This window comes from Cohnella sp., assembly GCF_041641335.1.
Taxonomy (GTDB): Bacteria; Bacillota; Bacilli; order Paenibacillales; family Paenibacillaceae; genus Cohnella.
Genome location: NZ_JBEPYQ010000035.1, coordinates 25,420 through 41,171, shown reverse-complemented (window position 1 = coordinate 41,171; position 15,752 = coordinate 25,420). Strand labels below are relative to the sequence as shown.

The 15,752-nt window shown below is 55.9% G+C and carries 11 protein-coding genes; all 11 read left to right on the top strand.

What is annotated here, in order from left to right:
* The first annotated feature begins 996 nt into the window (after positions 1-996).
* Positions 997-6,324, top strand: coding sequence for a hypothetical protein (locus ACESLM_RS13630; protein ID WP_372632110.1), 5,328 nt, complete (start codon positions 997-999; stop codon positions 6,322-6,324).
* 168 nt (positions 6,325-6,492) lie between these two features.
* On the top strand, positions 6,493-7,575 hold the full coding sequence (locus ACESLM_RS13625) for a CgeB family protein (protein WP_372632109.1): 1,083 nt from the start codon (positions 6,493-6,495) through the stop codon (positions 7,573-7,575).
* 46 nt (positions 7,576-7,621) lie between these two features.
* On the top strand, positions 7,622-8,746 hold the full coding sequence (locus ACESLM_RS13620) for a CgeB family protein (protein WP_372632108.1): 1,125 nt from the start codon (positions 7,622-7,624) through the stop codon (positions 8,744-8,746).
* Positions 8,747-8,857: 111 nt separating this feature from the next.
* A complete protein-coding gene (locus ACESLM_RS13615) occupies positions 8,858-10,363 on the top strand; it encodes a glycosyltransferase family 4 protein (protein ID WP_372632107.1) in 1,506 nt (501 codons plus the stop codon).
* Between the two features lie 4 nt (positions 10,364-10,367).
* Entirely contained in the window at positions 10,368-11,459 is a 1,092-nt protein-coding gene (gene wecB / locus ACESLM_RS13610; protein WP_372632106.1) for a non-hydrolyzing UDP-N-acetylglucosamine 2-epimerase, read from the top strand.
* Positions 11,452-12,435: a polysaccharide biosynthesis protein gene (locus ACESLM_RS13605; RefSeq protein ID WP_372632105.1), complete on the top strand. Its 984-nt coding sequence runs from the start codon at positions 11,452-11,454 to the stop codon at positions 12,433-12,435. The genes wecB and ACESLM_RS13605 overlap by 8 nt, the downstream gene beginning before the upstream one ends.
* On the top strand, positions 12,432-13,292 hold the full coding sequence (locus ACESLM_RS13600) for a dTDP-4-dehydrorhamnose reductase family protein (protein ID WP_372632104.1): 861 nt from the start codon (positions 12,432-12,434) through the stop codon (positions 13,290-13,292). The genes ACESLM_RS13605 and ACESLM_RS13600 overlap by 4 nt, the downstream gene beginning before the upstream one ends.
* Positions 13,274-14,236, top strand: a complete 963-nt coding sequence (locus tag ACESLM_RS13595) for an NAD-dependent epimerase/dehydratase family protein (RefSeq protein WP_372632103.1) — start codon at positions 13,274-13,276, stop codon at positions 14,234-14,236. The genes ACESLM_RS13600 and ACESLM_RS13595 overlap by 19 nt, the downstream gene beginning before the upstream one ends.
* Positions 14,221-14,961 carry a glycosyltransferase family 2 protein gene (locus ACESLM_RS13590; RefSeq protein ID WP_372632133.1) on the top strand — a complete coding sequence of 247 codons (741 nt, stop codon included), beginning with the start codon at positions 14,221-14,223 and terminating at the stop codon, positions 14,959-14,961. Before ACESLM_RS13595 ends, ACESLM_RS13590 begins: the two co-directional genes overlap by 16 nt.
* 66 nt (positions 14,962-15,027) lie before the next feature.
* Positions 15,028-15,207, top strand: coding sequence for an H-type small acid-soluble spore protein (locus tag ACESLM_RS13585; protein ID WP_372632102.1), 180 nt, complete (start codon positions 15,028-15,030; stop codon positions 15,205-15,207).
* Positions 15,208-15,220: 13 nt separating this feature from the next.
* Positions 15,221-15,685 carry a DUF421 domain-containing protein gene (locus ACESLM_RS13580; protein ID WP_372632101.1) on the top strand — a complete coding sequence of 155 codons (465 nt, stop codon included), beginning with the start codon at positions 15,221-15,223 and terminating at the stop codon, positions 15,683-15,685.
* Positions 15,686-15,752: the final 67 nt, after the last annotated feature.

The window sequence follows — 15,752 nt, the reverse complement described above, 5'->3', positions numbered from 1 at the left end:
AGCCTTTTGCTCATAATCTCTTTTTTGGCTCCTCTTGTACCGATTGTGCCCCAAGAAGCGGAGGCTGCGATTCTCGGGGGCAATAGCTGGATTCAGCCGAAAGGGTATCCACCGGAAAATCCGGCCGACACGAAACGTTACGCCGTGGCGTTCATGTACACGGAAATTTGGAGCAAAAACGACGGTACATGGGATTATGAGAAGAAGGTATATAACAATTATTACGGTGAAACCAATGTAGAAATGATTCATCCCTACACCTTTAATTTTCCAGGAAGAAAGGTAAAAGATATCAAGGTTAGGGAATTCGGTGAAAGTGGGTTGGATGAGGAATACTTCAATAACTCTCGTCCAACTGGAGAAAGTTTTTCACTTTATCAGCGTCACATAAGTAAAAATATACGAAAGATTGAAGTATCCAACAAAACGGGACGAGGCACAAGTGATATTAGTTTTAAGATTACGGCTTATGCCGATTTAGAATCTGAAAGAGAATATGTTGTTACTGAACAATTCGACAACCCATACCCATTTGTTCAGGACCCCATGAAAGTCGTCCGAGTGTTCGTGCCTGTTGTCCTTGAATTTGAACTGGAAGCCAATCTTAAGGTCACTCACTTTACAACGAGCGGGCAGAATATCGACGCCCTTTTTACGAATCCATCGCAAAGTATAGTGGCTGGGCAACGCTACACCATCGTCCCGGCTGCGACTCCGAATTATCGATATGTCGGGTACAAGAAAAGTACGGTCAGTCAGCCCAGCGGCGGGGCGATGACGAACGGTCCCCCGGAAACCTTTACGTATGATGGGAAATACGATACATACTACTTAAATTTGTACTATGAACCGCAGACCGACGATGGCACAATCAACATACGGCACATGGTGAAATCCGGAACCGGAGCTTATAGCGAGAAGGGGCGAGAGTCGCAAACGGTCAGTCCATTGCCCGCCAATCGCACCGTAAGTCCCAAATCTTCTTACGGGACGGTTGTGGGAAGCAGCGTTTCGTACGGAGCCGCATACTCGGATACGATCAATTCGGCGAAGAATGCGGCTGTAAGCCTTACGATTACGCAGAAAACGGCTTATGTCTCCTTCTTTTACGAGAACGCGGTAACCGGAAACTTCGATATTTTGCCGTCGCAGACGATTAAATGGAGGGACGGCTTCTCGCTGAAGCCGAAAGACTTCGTCATTCCTCCGGCATGTAAGTACCTGTATCACGAGTACTATTTCGAGAAAGACGGCGCGACCTGGGTCAGTAAAAGAATAACCAGTCAGACGGAAACGACGGCTTTTTCCTACTCTTCTTATCCAGGCATCTTGGGCGTGGGAACTAACTTTATCTCCATTCGCGTAACGGCAGACTGCGGAAATTCAGGATGGGTCAACCAGAAGCCGTTGGAGATAACAAGTCCTTCCGATAATCGCCCGCCCATTTTTTCAGTCGGATTTTTTAAGGAGTCCAACCGCACGGGAACGATACCGGATCATCAAGTCGTGATCAATCGTCCCGTAAATTTGAGAATTATCTACAACAATATGAGCAATCCGCCGGAGCCTTACGATCCGGATGGAGATCCGATTACGTACACGTTCTTATTCAGCGGCAGCTCCAGCTCCTGGATTCGAAGCTTACCGGAGGAATACGGGCTGTGGGAACATAGTGAAGCGCATTATATGCTGAAGGCAACAGAGCTTGGCTCGCATTCCATCACGGTAATCGCAAGGGATACGTTCGGTGCGGAATCGAGGAGAACCGCTTCGATCAACGTCATTCCCGAGAACCCGATTCCGGTCATTACAGGGCCGACGAAGGTGAAAGAGGGACGTCCGCTGCCGTCACCGTTTAGCGGTGAGAGAAGTTACAGCCCGATTGGACGAGCGATTGCCGAGTACATCTGGGAGAACAAGAAGGAGGTCTATACGACTCCGGGAACGGAGACGATTCGTCTAGAGGTTGTGGATAGCGCGGGATTGAGATCGGAATACGCCGCATCGCATCAACTGACCGTGCTTCCCGACGAGCCTCCGATCGGGGTGCTGGAAGTGCCGCCTTTAGGCATTCGGCCAAGCGACTTCAATATTTTCAACAAGTCGTACAGCCCTGACGGCGACAAGATAGTCAGCATCCAATATCGCTACAAATACGATGCGAATAACAACGGCGTGTTCGACGAACCATGGACAGAGATGCTTGGGGGGGATTTGACGAAAGTTGTTCTAAGGCCGCAGAAAGTAGGCAAGTTCCTGCTGGACGCGCGCGTGTGCGAAGACTGGGGGAAATGCGCCTGGGCGTCCGATACGCAGCCCGAAAGCTCGCGTATTATCGACGTGGTAAACCTTGCTCCGAGCGTGTCTTTCCTGATCGAGGGCGAGAACGAGATTCCGAAGCCTCCGACAGAGGACGGAATTCCCGTTGCGCAAATTTTGGAATGGGATCTCTATGATACGAATACGACCAGTAAAATCGTCAATAGTCCTTATATGTGGCAAAAAGACGGAAGGTCGCTGCTGGCCGGCTTGGGAAGGGGAATGGAGACGCAGACCAGAACGTCCGCGTCGGTTGGTTTTGGCGGAGGCTGGGACGCTCAGACTGGATTTGCGTCGCACAGCGACAACGGGTTAGGTCCGAACGGGCTATCCGCTTATCGTGCGATCGCATCCCGAGATTCCCGGTCGCAGCCTTTGTTAGTCCCAGTTAAAAACAGCTGGTCCTCAACCACAAACTACACCACGGGAGAAGATTATTCGCTTCTTCAAGTGACTAGATTCGCATCTAAAGTAAGGTCAAACAAAACCTATATATATTTTGATCAGAATGGGCATCTGTTCGCGCTTAACAAGACGAAAATACCTGGCTACTACAAAGATTATATCCTGACCTGTGGCGGTTCGACGGACATGTCCCAGTGCAATGGCTACAACTATGAGCAGAACTTGAAGCATTTTTGGACAGGCCCCAATCCTTATGATTTTATTCTGAATTTAGAAAACCTGCCGGCTAATCGATACAAGGTCCCTTATTTTTCAGAAGAGGATAAAGAAAGGGATAGCAGTTGGGGGACCAAGGCGCAAAACGGGGATTTTTCGGGCGCGTCAGGCACGGCGACAAATGCGGAAACGCCAATTTTTTATGAAATTGCCGGGAGCAGAATTTATGTCGTCTATATCCGATCGACGTATGCATACTACTATCGGAACGATGATGGATCAAGAACGGATTTCGGCAGTAACGGACATCTGGACGTACATGTCTATGATGGTTACACCGGAGAGTTTATAAGCAGCTCCTACGAAAAGGGCGAAAGGATATCCTCCAGATCAAGTTATACCAGTCTCACTGCTTCGGATGTTCTCGGTGACGATTTGATCCTTACTTCCAATACGGGCCGTATGCTGCGATATAATCGGCAAGGTCGCAATATGATGGATAAAACCGTTGCTTTACCGACGACAGTCGAGCGAATCGAAAGAAAGGTTCGATCATGGAACGGCGCAATCTATACCGAACCGGCTGCAGACTTCGCATGCTCCTGGGGCTATGCCAACTACCAGTTCAAGGATGCGGAAGGCAATAAGTATGCGTATGTCATGAATTCTTGCGGTCGAACGGTAAACGGCTCTACAGTGTCCATCGATCCGGCGCTTAATCCAGAATCGTCAGCGGGGTATTATCTCGTGCAACTGAAACCGGATTTTACGTTTGGCATCAAAGCAAGGCTTCAGGGAACCTATTACGCTAACGGATGGCCGGGGCCTTATGATCTCAACTTGGAGACTAGCGCGGTTCTAGCGATAAACAATGTCACCAAGCAAGCAATAACGAGGACTGCAGCTGCGGTACAGGGTTCGATGGGCAATTATTATTACAGCCAGCTTGTCGATTTAACGACAGGTGAAGTGAGTCCTTGGACGATGGGTAGACCGGCTTCCTCCCGGCAAAACTTTAATCCTCCTTTCTATATCAATTATGCAGGACAATTTAAGTCGGGGTGGCTATCTTCGACCGTCGATGGTCTCGAAACGAAGCTGAATAACTTTGCATCCTTTGAATACTACAAGCGTGCCTATAACCCGATCGTGTCTACCGAGACGACCACTTATTTAAGATATGGGGAGTACATGGGGGACGGGATCTACTTGTCGATGTACGATACTGCCTTCGCGATGAGTATGGCCGGCGGTGGGCCGTCAGCTTCCGCGCACATGTTCCTTGACGTGGGAACGCCAACTGCCTCGTCCGCGTACAAGGGATTCCGGTTAGGGCAGTTCGTGTCTCCGCTTTCGTATGAAGACGCGGAATACACCTTTACGATGGAAATGGATTCTCCCAAAGAGGACCAATCTTTAGCCGGATTTTCGTTCCGAATGACCAACCCGAAATATCGTTATGCCGTAGAGACGGATGGCTTAAAGTTATTTTTGTCGAGGTACGTCAACGGTACGCGCACGGTGCTGAAAAGCGTGGCTTATCCGTTTCAAGCCAGTACGTCATACAACTTCAAAATCGCGACTCAGAATAAGAAAATCGAAGTATTCTTAGACGGTGTTCCGTATTTCGAAATTACGGACGAGACCTATCAGTCCGGCAAGTTCGGCCCGTTCTCGGACAAATCCTATGTTTCGTTCGCCGGAATTGAACAGAAGGATCTCACGAATCCGGACGTAGAGTGGACGGCCAGCTATGCCATTTGGGACGAAGGGAAGGCAACGGCGAACGTACGCTACAGCAACATGACGTATTCGGACCCTGAAGACGACCCGGCGGCGCAGAACAATCTATGGTCGATCTCCCACACGCCCAAGTTCTTGAACAACCAAGGATTGTCCGAGCTTGACGGTCAGACGCTGACGAGCCCGGCGCTGGAGTTCGATAAAGTCGGCAACTATCGCGTAACGCTGAAGGCGCAGGACGATCCGCATCCGGATTATCCGTTCCCGGATATGATGTTCGGGGGCTACCGGAAGTGGTCGAACGAGTTCTGGCAGATCATTACCGTTCACCGGAGGCCGGTCGCGCAATTCACCGTATCGGTTCATCCGACGGACAACACGGTCGTCTGGAACGACGCGAGCTACGATCCCGATCGCTGGCTCGGCCCGACCAACTACAGCACGGAGAACACGGGAATCGATTACCGGACGACCCGGGGCGTACTGGAATGGCGTTATTATTACATCACCCCGGACGGGGATATCGTCAATCAGAAGCTTGTTACGCCTCAGATGAAAGGTCGTTACCGCGTCGGCATGCAGGTGAAGGACGAATACAGCGCATGGAGCTACTGGGCGGAGCAGACGATCGACATCGACACGCCGGTGCTGCCGGACGAACCGCCGATTCCGGGCTTTACGGTTACGCCTTCCTCGAATTATGCGAACGAGCCGTTTACGATTACGTCGACGGCTTGGGACAAGGAGGACGGTCCGGCCGCGAATTTGAAGCATGCCTACTACGTACGCAACATGACGGAGAACGGCATGGAAGCGATCCGTTCTACCAATCGGGGCACGTGGACGACGCAGTTCAACTCGCTCGGCGTCATCGAGATCCGCCAAGTCGTCACCGACTCGAAGGGCCAGTCCGCGCAGGCCGTGCAGCGAGTGGCGGTCATTAACCGCAAGCCGGTTGCGGACTTCGATTGGCTGCCGAAACCGGCTTACGAGGGCGATTCGATTATGCTGCTTAACCGGTCTTCCGACCCCGACGGCGATCCGCTCTCCTTCGTATGGACGATAAAAGCTCCGGACGGCTTCGCTCTGACCGGATTCACGAAGGAGATGACGATTCCCGGGAATTTGACGGAAAACAGAACGGGAGCGTTCACGGTAACCTTAAGCGTCACCGACAGACATGGAGCCGGCGACGCCGTTACGAAGCAGATTCCGATTCTGCCGCTGACGGTCGCGGGACAGGTGGCGCATACGCCCGAATGGGAGCAGAATCGCTTGACCTGGAACGCGAAGTATCCGGCGAAATTCAGGGAAAGTCACGTATTCTGGGCCGGCGAAGCATTCGTCCTGTCGGCGACGGTGACGGACACCGGCAGTTCCGCCACGAAGGCGGTCTCCGTCACGGCCCAAGCGACGCCCGAGCTGGCCAAGAGCCTGACGGAATCGCCGCCCGGCTCCGCCGCCTGGGCAGGGCTCCTTCGCCAAGCGGATACGTCGATTCGGTTCGTGGATATTCCCGACGGCAGCTACTCGTTCGTCTTCACGGCCGTGTACAGCAACGACGTCGTCAAAACGTCCGTCGTTCCGATCGAGATCCGCGGTATCGTGGACCAATTCGTCCAAGTCCATCGCTTGCAATAGCTTTATCCGAAATACAAGAGGTCAAAAGCCCGTTTTCTCGTTCATCGCGAGAGAACGGGCTTTTTTTGCCCGCCTAATTTCGTCCCATGGACGGGTAAGTATCCAAGATCTACCCAACCGGGACGCATATATTGATTGCGGGTGATGAGGATGCGGAGTTCATCTCGAATGAGAAATTACGCTCGCGGCCGCATGGACGGCTATGAGAAAGGAAAGCTGGACGGCTGGAGGCTGGGCGCCTGCAGAGGCATCGACGAAGGCGTGCGGCATGAAGAGCTCCCGCCCAGCCAGGCTCGTATCCTCTATGTTCCGCAAGGCTTCGAAGCGATCGATCAAGGCGTCGTTGCCGCGCTGCGAACCGAAGTCGCGGAAGTTAAGGTCGTCTCCGCGACGGAGATGCGCTTGCAGGCCGAACGTTATCGTCCGGACGCGGTGCTCGTCATGAACGGCCTCCATGTATTCCCGCCGGATCATCTGGAGCAGATCGACGCCATTCGCGCCATGGGGATCCGCACGGTGATCTGGTTCGTCGACGACCCTTACGTGACCGACACGACGGTGAAGGTCGCTCCGCATTACGATTACGTGTTTACTCACGAAAGGTCTTGCCTCGGCCTGTACCGAGCGCAGGGCTGCGGGCAGGTGCATCATCTTCCTCTCGCCGCGTATTCCGAATGGTTTAAGCCGATGGCTGTTCCTCCGGAGTACCGGACGGATATTTGCTTTATCGGCATGGCTTTCTGGAATCGCGTCGCGCTGTTCGACGCGATCGCTCCCTACCTTCAGGACAAGAGAGTGCTGATCGGAGGAAAGCTGTGGGAGCGCATGAACAGCTTCTCCCGATTGTCCAAGTTCGTCAAGGACGGCTGGATCGAAGTTCCGGAAACGGTCAAGTATTACAACGGCGCCAAAATCGTCATCAATCTCCACCGCACGACGGAAGCGGGCAAAGACAATTTGAACGGAATCAACTGGCCGGCCGAGTCGATCAATCCCCGCACGTTCGAAATGGCTTCCTGCGGGGCGATGCAGCTGACGGACATTCGGCAGGAGCTTCCCGAGCATTTCGCGATCGGATCGGAAATCGGAGTGTTCAACGACGCGAATCATCTCGTTCAGCAGTTGGAGCATTACTTGACCCATGAAGAAGAGCGGCAATGGGTGGCTGCCAGAGGATATAAACGAGTAAAGAAGGATCATACGTTCCGCGATCGGATCCGGAGGCTGATCGGCACGGTCGGACTGGCGTAGACCGGTCCGACCCGCATACGAAACTAGGATCAGGAGGGATGAGGCTTTGGCAAAGGCGAAAAGACGTCCCGCGGTCCGATCCCGCGACGCGGCGTACCGCAGAGGCAGGGCGGAAGGCTTGGCGCTGGGGAAAGCCGACGGACATTGGCAGGGGCTGTGCGAATACATCGTACGCAAAGCGGCGCCCGTCCCGGTGAAGCGCCCCATTCATATGCTGTACGTCACTACCGGCAAAGGGTTTCCCTATTCCCCTCTGGACGACGGCATTATCGCGACACTGAAAGAGATCGCGGAGAGAGTGACCGTCGCCGTTCCTAGCGACGACATCGCGGTTATCGCGGCCAGAGAAAGGCCGGATCTGCTGCTCGCGCTCGACGGCATGCATCTGGCGCTGGATAAAGTCCATGCGGTTAACGCGCTGGGCATACGGACGGCGATCTGGTTTACCGACGATCCGTATTATACGGACATTACGAGCGGCATCGCCCCTCATTACTATCACGTCTTTACGCTTGAACGCAACTGCGTTCCGTTTTATGCGGAGAGAGGCTGCGCGCGCGTATCCTACTTGCCGCTCGGCGTCTTCCACGGAGCCTATCGGCCTCGCAATTCGGACCGTTCGATTCGGGGAGAAATTTGCTTTATCGGCACGGCGTATTGGAATAGGGTCGATTTGTTCAACCGGCTTTTACCGCTCATCGCTCACAGGCGTTTGTACGTATCGGGGATGTGGTGGGACCGGCTGGCCGAATTCGGCCGCTGGAAGCCTTTCATCGACTTGGGCAAATGGATGGAGCCGCTGCCCACTTCGGAGAGGTACAACGCCCATAAAATTGTCATCAACTCGCACAGAGCCCACGACGACGATACGTTTAACCAGAACAGCGCAATGATTACGGCGGTATCGCCGAATCCGCGAACGTTCGAGATTTCGGCGTCGGCGACGCTGCAGCTCACCGACTGCCGCGACGACATTGCCCAGCACTACGTGAGCGGCGAAGAGATCGTAACCTACGATTCCCCTGAAGATCTGGCGGCTAAAGCCGAGTACTACCTGGAGCACGAGGAAGAGCGCAGGAACATCGCGCTAAGAAGCCTTTACCGGACGCTTAGAGACCATACGTACGTCTCCAGGCTGAATCAATTGATAGATTTGACGATGAATGGTTAATCGCCGCGCCGGGAACGCTGTCCGCCCCATACATTGTACAACTCACCAAATGAACTACCTTTAAAAGGAGGTGACGGACATACCCGTGAGCACGAACAGGTATGCAAAATCGTGAACGGCGCGAAACCGAAGCTGATGATCTTCTCGCATATTTGCAGCCCGGTTTTCGTCACGGGAGCGGAGAAGCTGCTCTTGCTGTTCACCCGCGAGATGGTCCGTCGTTTTCAATGCGTCATGGTCGTTCCGCAGATCGGGGCGATCGCGGAGAAGGCCAGAGAGTTAGGCGTTAAAGTCGTCGTTCAGGATATTCCTCTATGCATTTCCTTATATACTTCGGCTCCAACGATTCCGCAAGAGATCGCCGCCATGCAGCGTAGCCCTTCGTGGGGACGAATCCACGCCTTGCTGGCGGAAGAAAGGCCGGATTGCGTGCTTGTGAACACAAGCGTCCATCCGTTGCCCGCGCTGGCGGCCAAAGCGATGGGAATTCCTACGGTCTGGGTACTGATGGAGACGGTCATGGACCGGCCGTCCAAGCCGTTGTCCGTCGGACTCATCGCTTCGAACTGCGATATCGTCGTAGGCATCTCCCATTCGACGCTTCAGCCGATTCACGAGCTCGCTCCGGGCGCGCGAACGTTCATGCTGCCTCCTTATCTCATCCGGGATGAATTGCTTCCCGGAAGCTGGCCGTACCATCGGATGAGGCTTCGGCAGCAGTACGGCTGGGGCGAGCATCATCGCGTGGCGGGTTTCATGGCCGCGACGATCTACGCGAACAAAGGGCTGGAGCAGTTCGTGAACGCAATGCTGCCGATCGCGGCATCCGACGGCTGGGCGAGATTCCTCGTTCTGGGCAAATCGGCCGACGACGCGTACTACCGTCACTGTCAGAAGCTCGTGTGGGACTCCGGGTTCGCGGACCGGTTTCTGTTCCTGCCGTTCGCGGACCAGATTCAGCATGCTTATCCGGTCATGGACGTCGTCGTCGTGCCCAGCCTGATCGCCGAAGGCTTCGGTATGACCGCGCTGGAAGGACTGATGTTCGGCAAGGGCGTCGTCGCCTCCGCCTCCGGGGGGCTGACGGAGATTCTGAACGCGACGGGCAACCAGGATTACCTCGTACCGCCCGGCGACGTCGGCAAGCTGACGGAGCGGGTGAACACGCTGTTCGGCAACGCGGCACTGCTTCGCGCCGTCGGAGAACGAAATATGCAAACGTCGCAGCAGGTGTTCGGCGTCGAAGCTTTCCGGCAACGGCTGGCGGATCTGATCGTCCAGCTGCCGCAGACGCCCGTGCTCGCCCGCGGCTCGCTCTGGCGCGGCAGCGCGCACACGGTGTTTCTCGTCGAGAACGGCGTGAAGCGTCCGTTCGCCTCCGAGGCGGCTTTCCTGCAAAGAGGTTTCCGCTTCGAAGACGTGACGGAAGTGCCTGACGAGGACTTGCAGAGACTTCCAACGGGATCGACGCTATTCGAGCAGAAGCGGCGAGCCAAGCGGGCGCGCAGAGGCAAAGGACGGGGCGTAAGACGAAGAAAGCGTATTTCGGGCAGACGGCGCTCCCGCGCGAGCGGAAGGAAGCGAGCGGGCCGCAGAGTCCGCCGCGGAAGAAGGTGAACCGATGCGAATCGTGACCATATTGGGAACCCGTCCGGAAATTATTCGCTTAAGCGTGCTGATCGGCAAGCTGGACCGCTTGGCGGAGCGCCACGTCCTCGTTCATACGGGACAAAATTTCACGTCCAGCTTAAGCGGGGTTTTCTTCGAACAGATGGGGCTGCGCGCGCCCGACCTGCTGCTCGACGACCGCAAAGAAACAGTCGGCGGGCAGCTCGCGTCGATGTTCGGCGCCGTGGAGCAGCTGCTTAGGAAGGAGCGGCCCGACCGGGTGCTCGTGCTCGGCGATACGAACAGCGCCTTGTGCGCGCTCGTCGCGGAGAGGATGGGCATTCCGGTCGTTCACATGGAAGCGGGCAACCGCTGCTTCGATCTGAACGTGCCGGAAGAGAAAAACCGGCGGGTCATCGACGCGGTCTCCACCTACAACCTGCCTTATACGGAGAACAGCAAGCACAATTTGCTGAGGGAAGGTTTTCCCGTCAACCGGATTTTCCGTTCGGGCAATCCGATTTACGAGGTGCTGCGCCATTACGAGGAGCAGATCGACGCCAGTTCCATCTTGGGCAGGCTCGGGTTGACCGCGGGACAATACCTGCTCGCGACGATCCACCGGGCGGAAAACGTCGATTCCCCGGCGACGCTGCGCGGAATCATGCAAGGACTGAGCCTTACGGCGGAAGAGCACGGACTTCCCCTTGTGTGCAGCCTTCATCCCCGGACGAGATCCAGACTGTCCGAGGAGCTTCGCGCTTCCGTGCATCCGCTGGTGACTTTTCACGAGCCGTTCGGCTTTTTCGATTTCGTCCATTTGGAGAAAAACGCGCTTCTCGCCCTTACGGACAGCGGTACCGTTCAGGAAGAGTGCTGCATCTTCGGAGTGCCGACGGTGACGGTCCGCCAGACGACCGAAAGGCCGGAGACGGTGGACTGCGGAAGCAACGTCGTTGCGGGCTTGCGGCCGGAAGCGATCCGGAATGCGGCCCGGGTCATGGTCCATCTGCGCGATTCCTGGCAGTGCCCCGAAGGTTACCTGGATACGAACGTCTCGGACAAAGTGGCGAAATTTGTGCTTGGAGGGAAAAGGGATGTTTAAAGATCGACGTATCCTGGTCACCGGGGGAACCGGTTCCTGGGGGTACGAATTAATAAGACAATTGCTGCCGATGAATCCGGCGGAGGTGATCGTGTTCTCCCGCAACGAATCGAGCCAAGTGGCGATGAGCCGGGCGTTCGAGGATCCGCGGCTGACGTTCCGCATCGGCGACGTTCGGGACAGGGAGGCGTTATCCAAAGCTTGCAAAGGCGTAGATATTCTGTTCCATTTGGCGGCGCTCAAGCATGTGCCGGTATGCGAAGACCAACCCTACGAAGCGCTGAAAACGAACGTGATCGGCACGCAGAACGTGATCGAAGCGGCTATTGAGAACAAAGTGGAGCGGGTCATCAACATTTCTACCGACAAGGCGGCCAATCCGTCGAACTTCTACGGCATGACGAAGGCGATCGGAGAGAAGCTGATCGTCTACGCGAACCTGCTGCACAGCGATACGAAATTCGTCTGCGTCCGCGGGGGCAACGTGCTCGGGACGAACGGCAGCGTCGTTCATCTATTCATGAACCAGATCAAGTACAAGGAGCAGATCAGCTTGACGGACCGCAAGATGACGCGGTTTTTCATGACGCTGGAGGACGCTATTCGGCTGTTGTTCAAAGCGACGGCTCAGAGCATCGGCGGGGAAATCTTCGTCATGACGATGCCGACCTGCCGGATCGTCGACCTGGCGGAAGTGCTGATGGACGCGCTCGGCAAGCGGGTAGAGATGGTGGAGAGCGGCATTCGGCCCGGCGAGAAAATCCACGAAATTTTGCTGACCGAATACGAAAGCCTGAACACGATCGTCTACGACGATCAGTATCTCGTCATTTTGCCGACGCTGGACATTCCAAGGCTTAAGGAGCATTACGAAGCCTACGATCCCGTCGATTTCGACAGCTTCTCTTCCAGCCAATCCCTCATGGATAAGCAGGAAATTCGAGCCATGCTGCAACGGGGAGGTTTTCTCTCGTGAAAATCCTGCTTCTGGGCGGATACGGAATGGCGGGTCATATGGTCGCATCCTACCTGAGGACCAGACCGGAAGCTGAATTGGTCGTTACGGTCCGGTCTCGGGCGGTCTCGCATCGAACCTTGAAGGCGCTGGACGGCCTTCAGGTTCGTGAGCTCGATGTCCGATCCTTCGAAGCGGTACAGGAGCTCGTCTATGAAATCTCTCCCGACGTAATCGTCAACGCCGTCGGCATACTGAATCACCATGCGGAGGACAGCCCGCTGGAGGCGTACAGGGTCAATGGGCTGCTTCCCCACTGGCTGCGTCATCTGGGGGATCGTCTTGGCGCCAGGCTCGTTCATATTAGCTCGGATTGCGTATTTTCGGGAGAACGGGGACGGTATGCGGAGACGGACGAACCGGACGGGAAGACCGTCTACGCGAGAAGCAAGGCGCTCGGGGAAGTCCGCGACGGGAAGCACGTCACGATTCGCACGTCCATCATCGGGCCGGACGATAAACCGACGGGAATCGGGCTAATGAAGTGGTTCCTTTCGCGCGAAGGAGAAGTCCAAGGGTATCGCAACGTGCTGTGGAACGGCGTCACGACGCTGGAGCTGGCCAAGGCGGTCGAATGGCTGATCCGGCACCCCGAGGTAGGGGGGCTCGTGCATCTGACGGCGCCGGAGATCGTGTCCAAGCACGAGCTGCTGCTTCAGATGCAGGAACAGTTCGACAAAAGTAACGTCGCGGTCGTTCCCGCCGACGAACCGGTAATCGATCGGACTTTAGTTGCGACCAGAATCGATTTCGGTTACCGTCCGCCCCGTTATGAGCAGATGCTGGGGGAGCTTTGCGGGTGGACATCGTCGCCATGACGGCCCGCAGAATACTTATTACGGGAGCGGCGGGGTTTACCGGTCTTCACGCCTGCCGCAAATTCGCCGCGTCGGGATGGGAGGTTGTCGCCGCGGTGTCTCCCCGCGGCGCGAATGCCGCCGACCGGGACGCCGAGCTTATGGAACGCTGCGAGCTGACGGACGCGGAAGCCGTAGCGGAGATGATGAAGAGGCTGGAGCCGGACGCGGTGCTGCACTTGGCCGGACGCAACGCCGTCGACGTCTCCTGGACGTCGCCGGCGTCAACGCTGGCCGCGAACTTGATGTCGACCGCGTACCTGCTGGAAGGCGCGCGCGCGATCGGGGGATGCAGGGTGCTGGTGGCCGGATCAATGCTTCGGGCGAATGAATCGGCTCTGTCGGAAGCTCCGCATCCGTACGGCTTTAGCAAGACGCTTCAGACCGCGGCCGCGAAAGCCTGGCACCGCTGGTACGGGCTGCCGGTCATGATCGCCGAGCCATCCAACTTGATAGGGCCCGGCAGCAGCGGCGGATTATGCGGGAAAATCGTCCGTTGGGCCGTCTCCGCGGAAGAGTCCGAAGGGAAGACGCCTCCGTTTCGGCTCAGCTCTCTTCACGAATCGCGGGACTTCATGGACGTCCGGGATGCGGTGGCGGCTTACGAGCTGGTGCTGAACGAAGGCGAGTCGGGCCGGAGCTACGCGATCGAGTCGGGTCGGTTCCGTACGCTCGCCGAGGTCAAAAGCGCATTCGACGATTTGGCGCGGTTGGAGCTTCCCTGGGAGATCGGGGAGGGGACGGCGGCTCTGGCCCCGATTCCGCAGCCGAGGGATTGTTCGCCAATCAGGGAGCTTGGGTGGAAGCCGGAGCTGACGTTTCGCCAATCGATCTTCGACGCGCTGCAGGACGAGAGGGAGAGAAGGAGCAGGGAAAGGGGAGACGCCCCATTCGACAGTCCATAAATCCGCTCGTATCGATCGTCATTCCATTTTATAACGACCCGTACGTCCGAGAGGCTTTGGAGAGCGCGCTTGCGCAAACCTATAAGCCTCTTGAAATTATCGTCGTGAACGACGGTTCGGAACGGGAGACGGATATATTGTACCGGCTGGAAGGGGCGGGAAGAATCAAGGTCGTCCACCAGCCGAACCGGGGGACGGCGAGCGCGCTGAACGCCGGCTTTCGCCTGGCCGCGGGACACTACGCCGCATGGCTTAGCTCGGACGACCGGTTTCGTCCCGACAAAATCGAAAGACAGGTCCGCTTCATGCAAGGAGGCGGCTGGGCGATCAGCCATACGGCCTTCCGGCTGATGAACGGGGAGGGAATCGCGGAAAGCGATCCCGTTCTGCTACCGGAGGGGAGTATGCTGCAGTTCTACCGGTCGATGCTGCTCAGCAATACGGTAAACGGCTGCACGGTCATGATGGAACGGACGCTGTTCAACCGGATGGGGGGCTTCAGCGAGAAGCTTCCTTACACGCATGACTATGAGCTATGGCTCAGAATCGTGTTATCGGGCTATCCGATCGGCTACCTGCGCGAGCCCTTGACAGATTACCGCGTGCATTCCGCCATGGGAACGGCCATGCACCGAGAGGAGATCCAGAAAGAACTCCACAGCGTCCACAAAACTTATATTCCGCGTTTGCAGAGGCTGATAGCGACCTTGGAGGGGGAAGTATAGGTTGGGATCAATTTATGCAAAATAGGTCGTGATTCCCAACTTTTCTTCAAAGGCGGAGGTTTAAAAATGAACAAGCAAAGAGCGCAGGAAATTTCGGAATCGCCGGTCATGGCGAATGTAACGTATCAGGGAATTCAGGTCTATATCCAGCATGTCGACCCTGAGCGCGAGACGGCGAGAATCTATTCGCTTCTGAACAAGGAAGATGAAATGGAAGTTTCGGTCGACGCATTGACGGAATACTAGTGCAGGAACACGGATGATGGAAGTTCTTACGACGTTGACCAGGACTTTGGGGCTCTTCCTGATCGGCTTGTCTGCTTTTCGCATGATGGGAAGCCAATCGGTGGGCAGATTGACGGACTTCGATCTCGTGGTCGTCATTGCGATCGGAGCGATTATCGGAGACGGCTTGGCCGATCCGGAACTTAATTTCTGGCTTCTCTCCGCCGCGATAGCCGGTCTCGTCGCGCTGCAGATTTCCGCAAGCCTATTGGCCATGAAAAGCCCGTTCGTCGAAAAGCTCGTCATGGGTAGTCCGATCAAGCTGATAGACAAGGGTCGAATTCTGGCTAACGGGCTGCGCAAGGCACGCATAACGCGCAACAATCTGATACAGGAGCTCCGCGTAAAAGGATTAACCGATTCTAAAGACGTGGAGACGGCCTACATGGAACCCAGCGGCAAGCTGAGCGTAATCGAGAGCGAAGCCCGCAACGGCTAGAAGACGACGCTTAATGGCGAGGCAAGAGGGAGCTGTCCCGTTCAGTGCAGACAAGAGCTTGCAAGCG

Bases quoted from the DNA above. Each gene is read 5' to 3' on its own strand.
- ACESLM_RS13625 (WP_372632109.1), top strand. From the start codon at position 6,493: ATGAGAAATTACGCTCGCGGCCGCATGGACGGCTATGAGAAAGGAAAG.
- wecB (WP_372632106.1), top strand. From the start codon at position 10,368: ATGCGAATCGTGACCATATTGGGAACCCGTCCGGAAATTATTCGCTTA.
- ACESLM_RS13605 (WP_372632105.1), top strand. From the start codon at position 11,452: ATGTTTAAAGATCGACGTATCCTGGTCACCGGGGGAACCGGTTCCTGG.
- ACESLM_RS13585 (WP_372632102.1), top strand. From the start codon at position 15,028: ATGAACAAGCAAAGAGCGCAGGAAATTTCGGAATCGCCGGTCATGGCG.
- ACESLM_RS13580 (WP_372632101.1), top strand. From the start codon at position 15,221: ATGATGGAAGTTCTTACGACGTTGACCAGGACTTTGGGGCTCTTCCTG.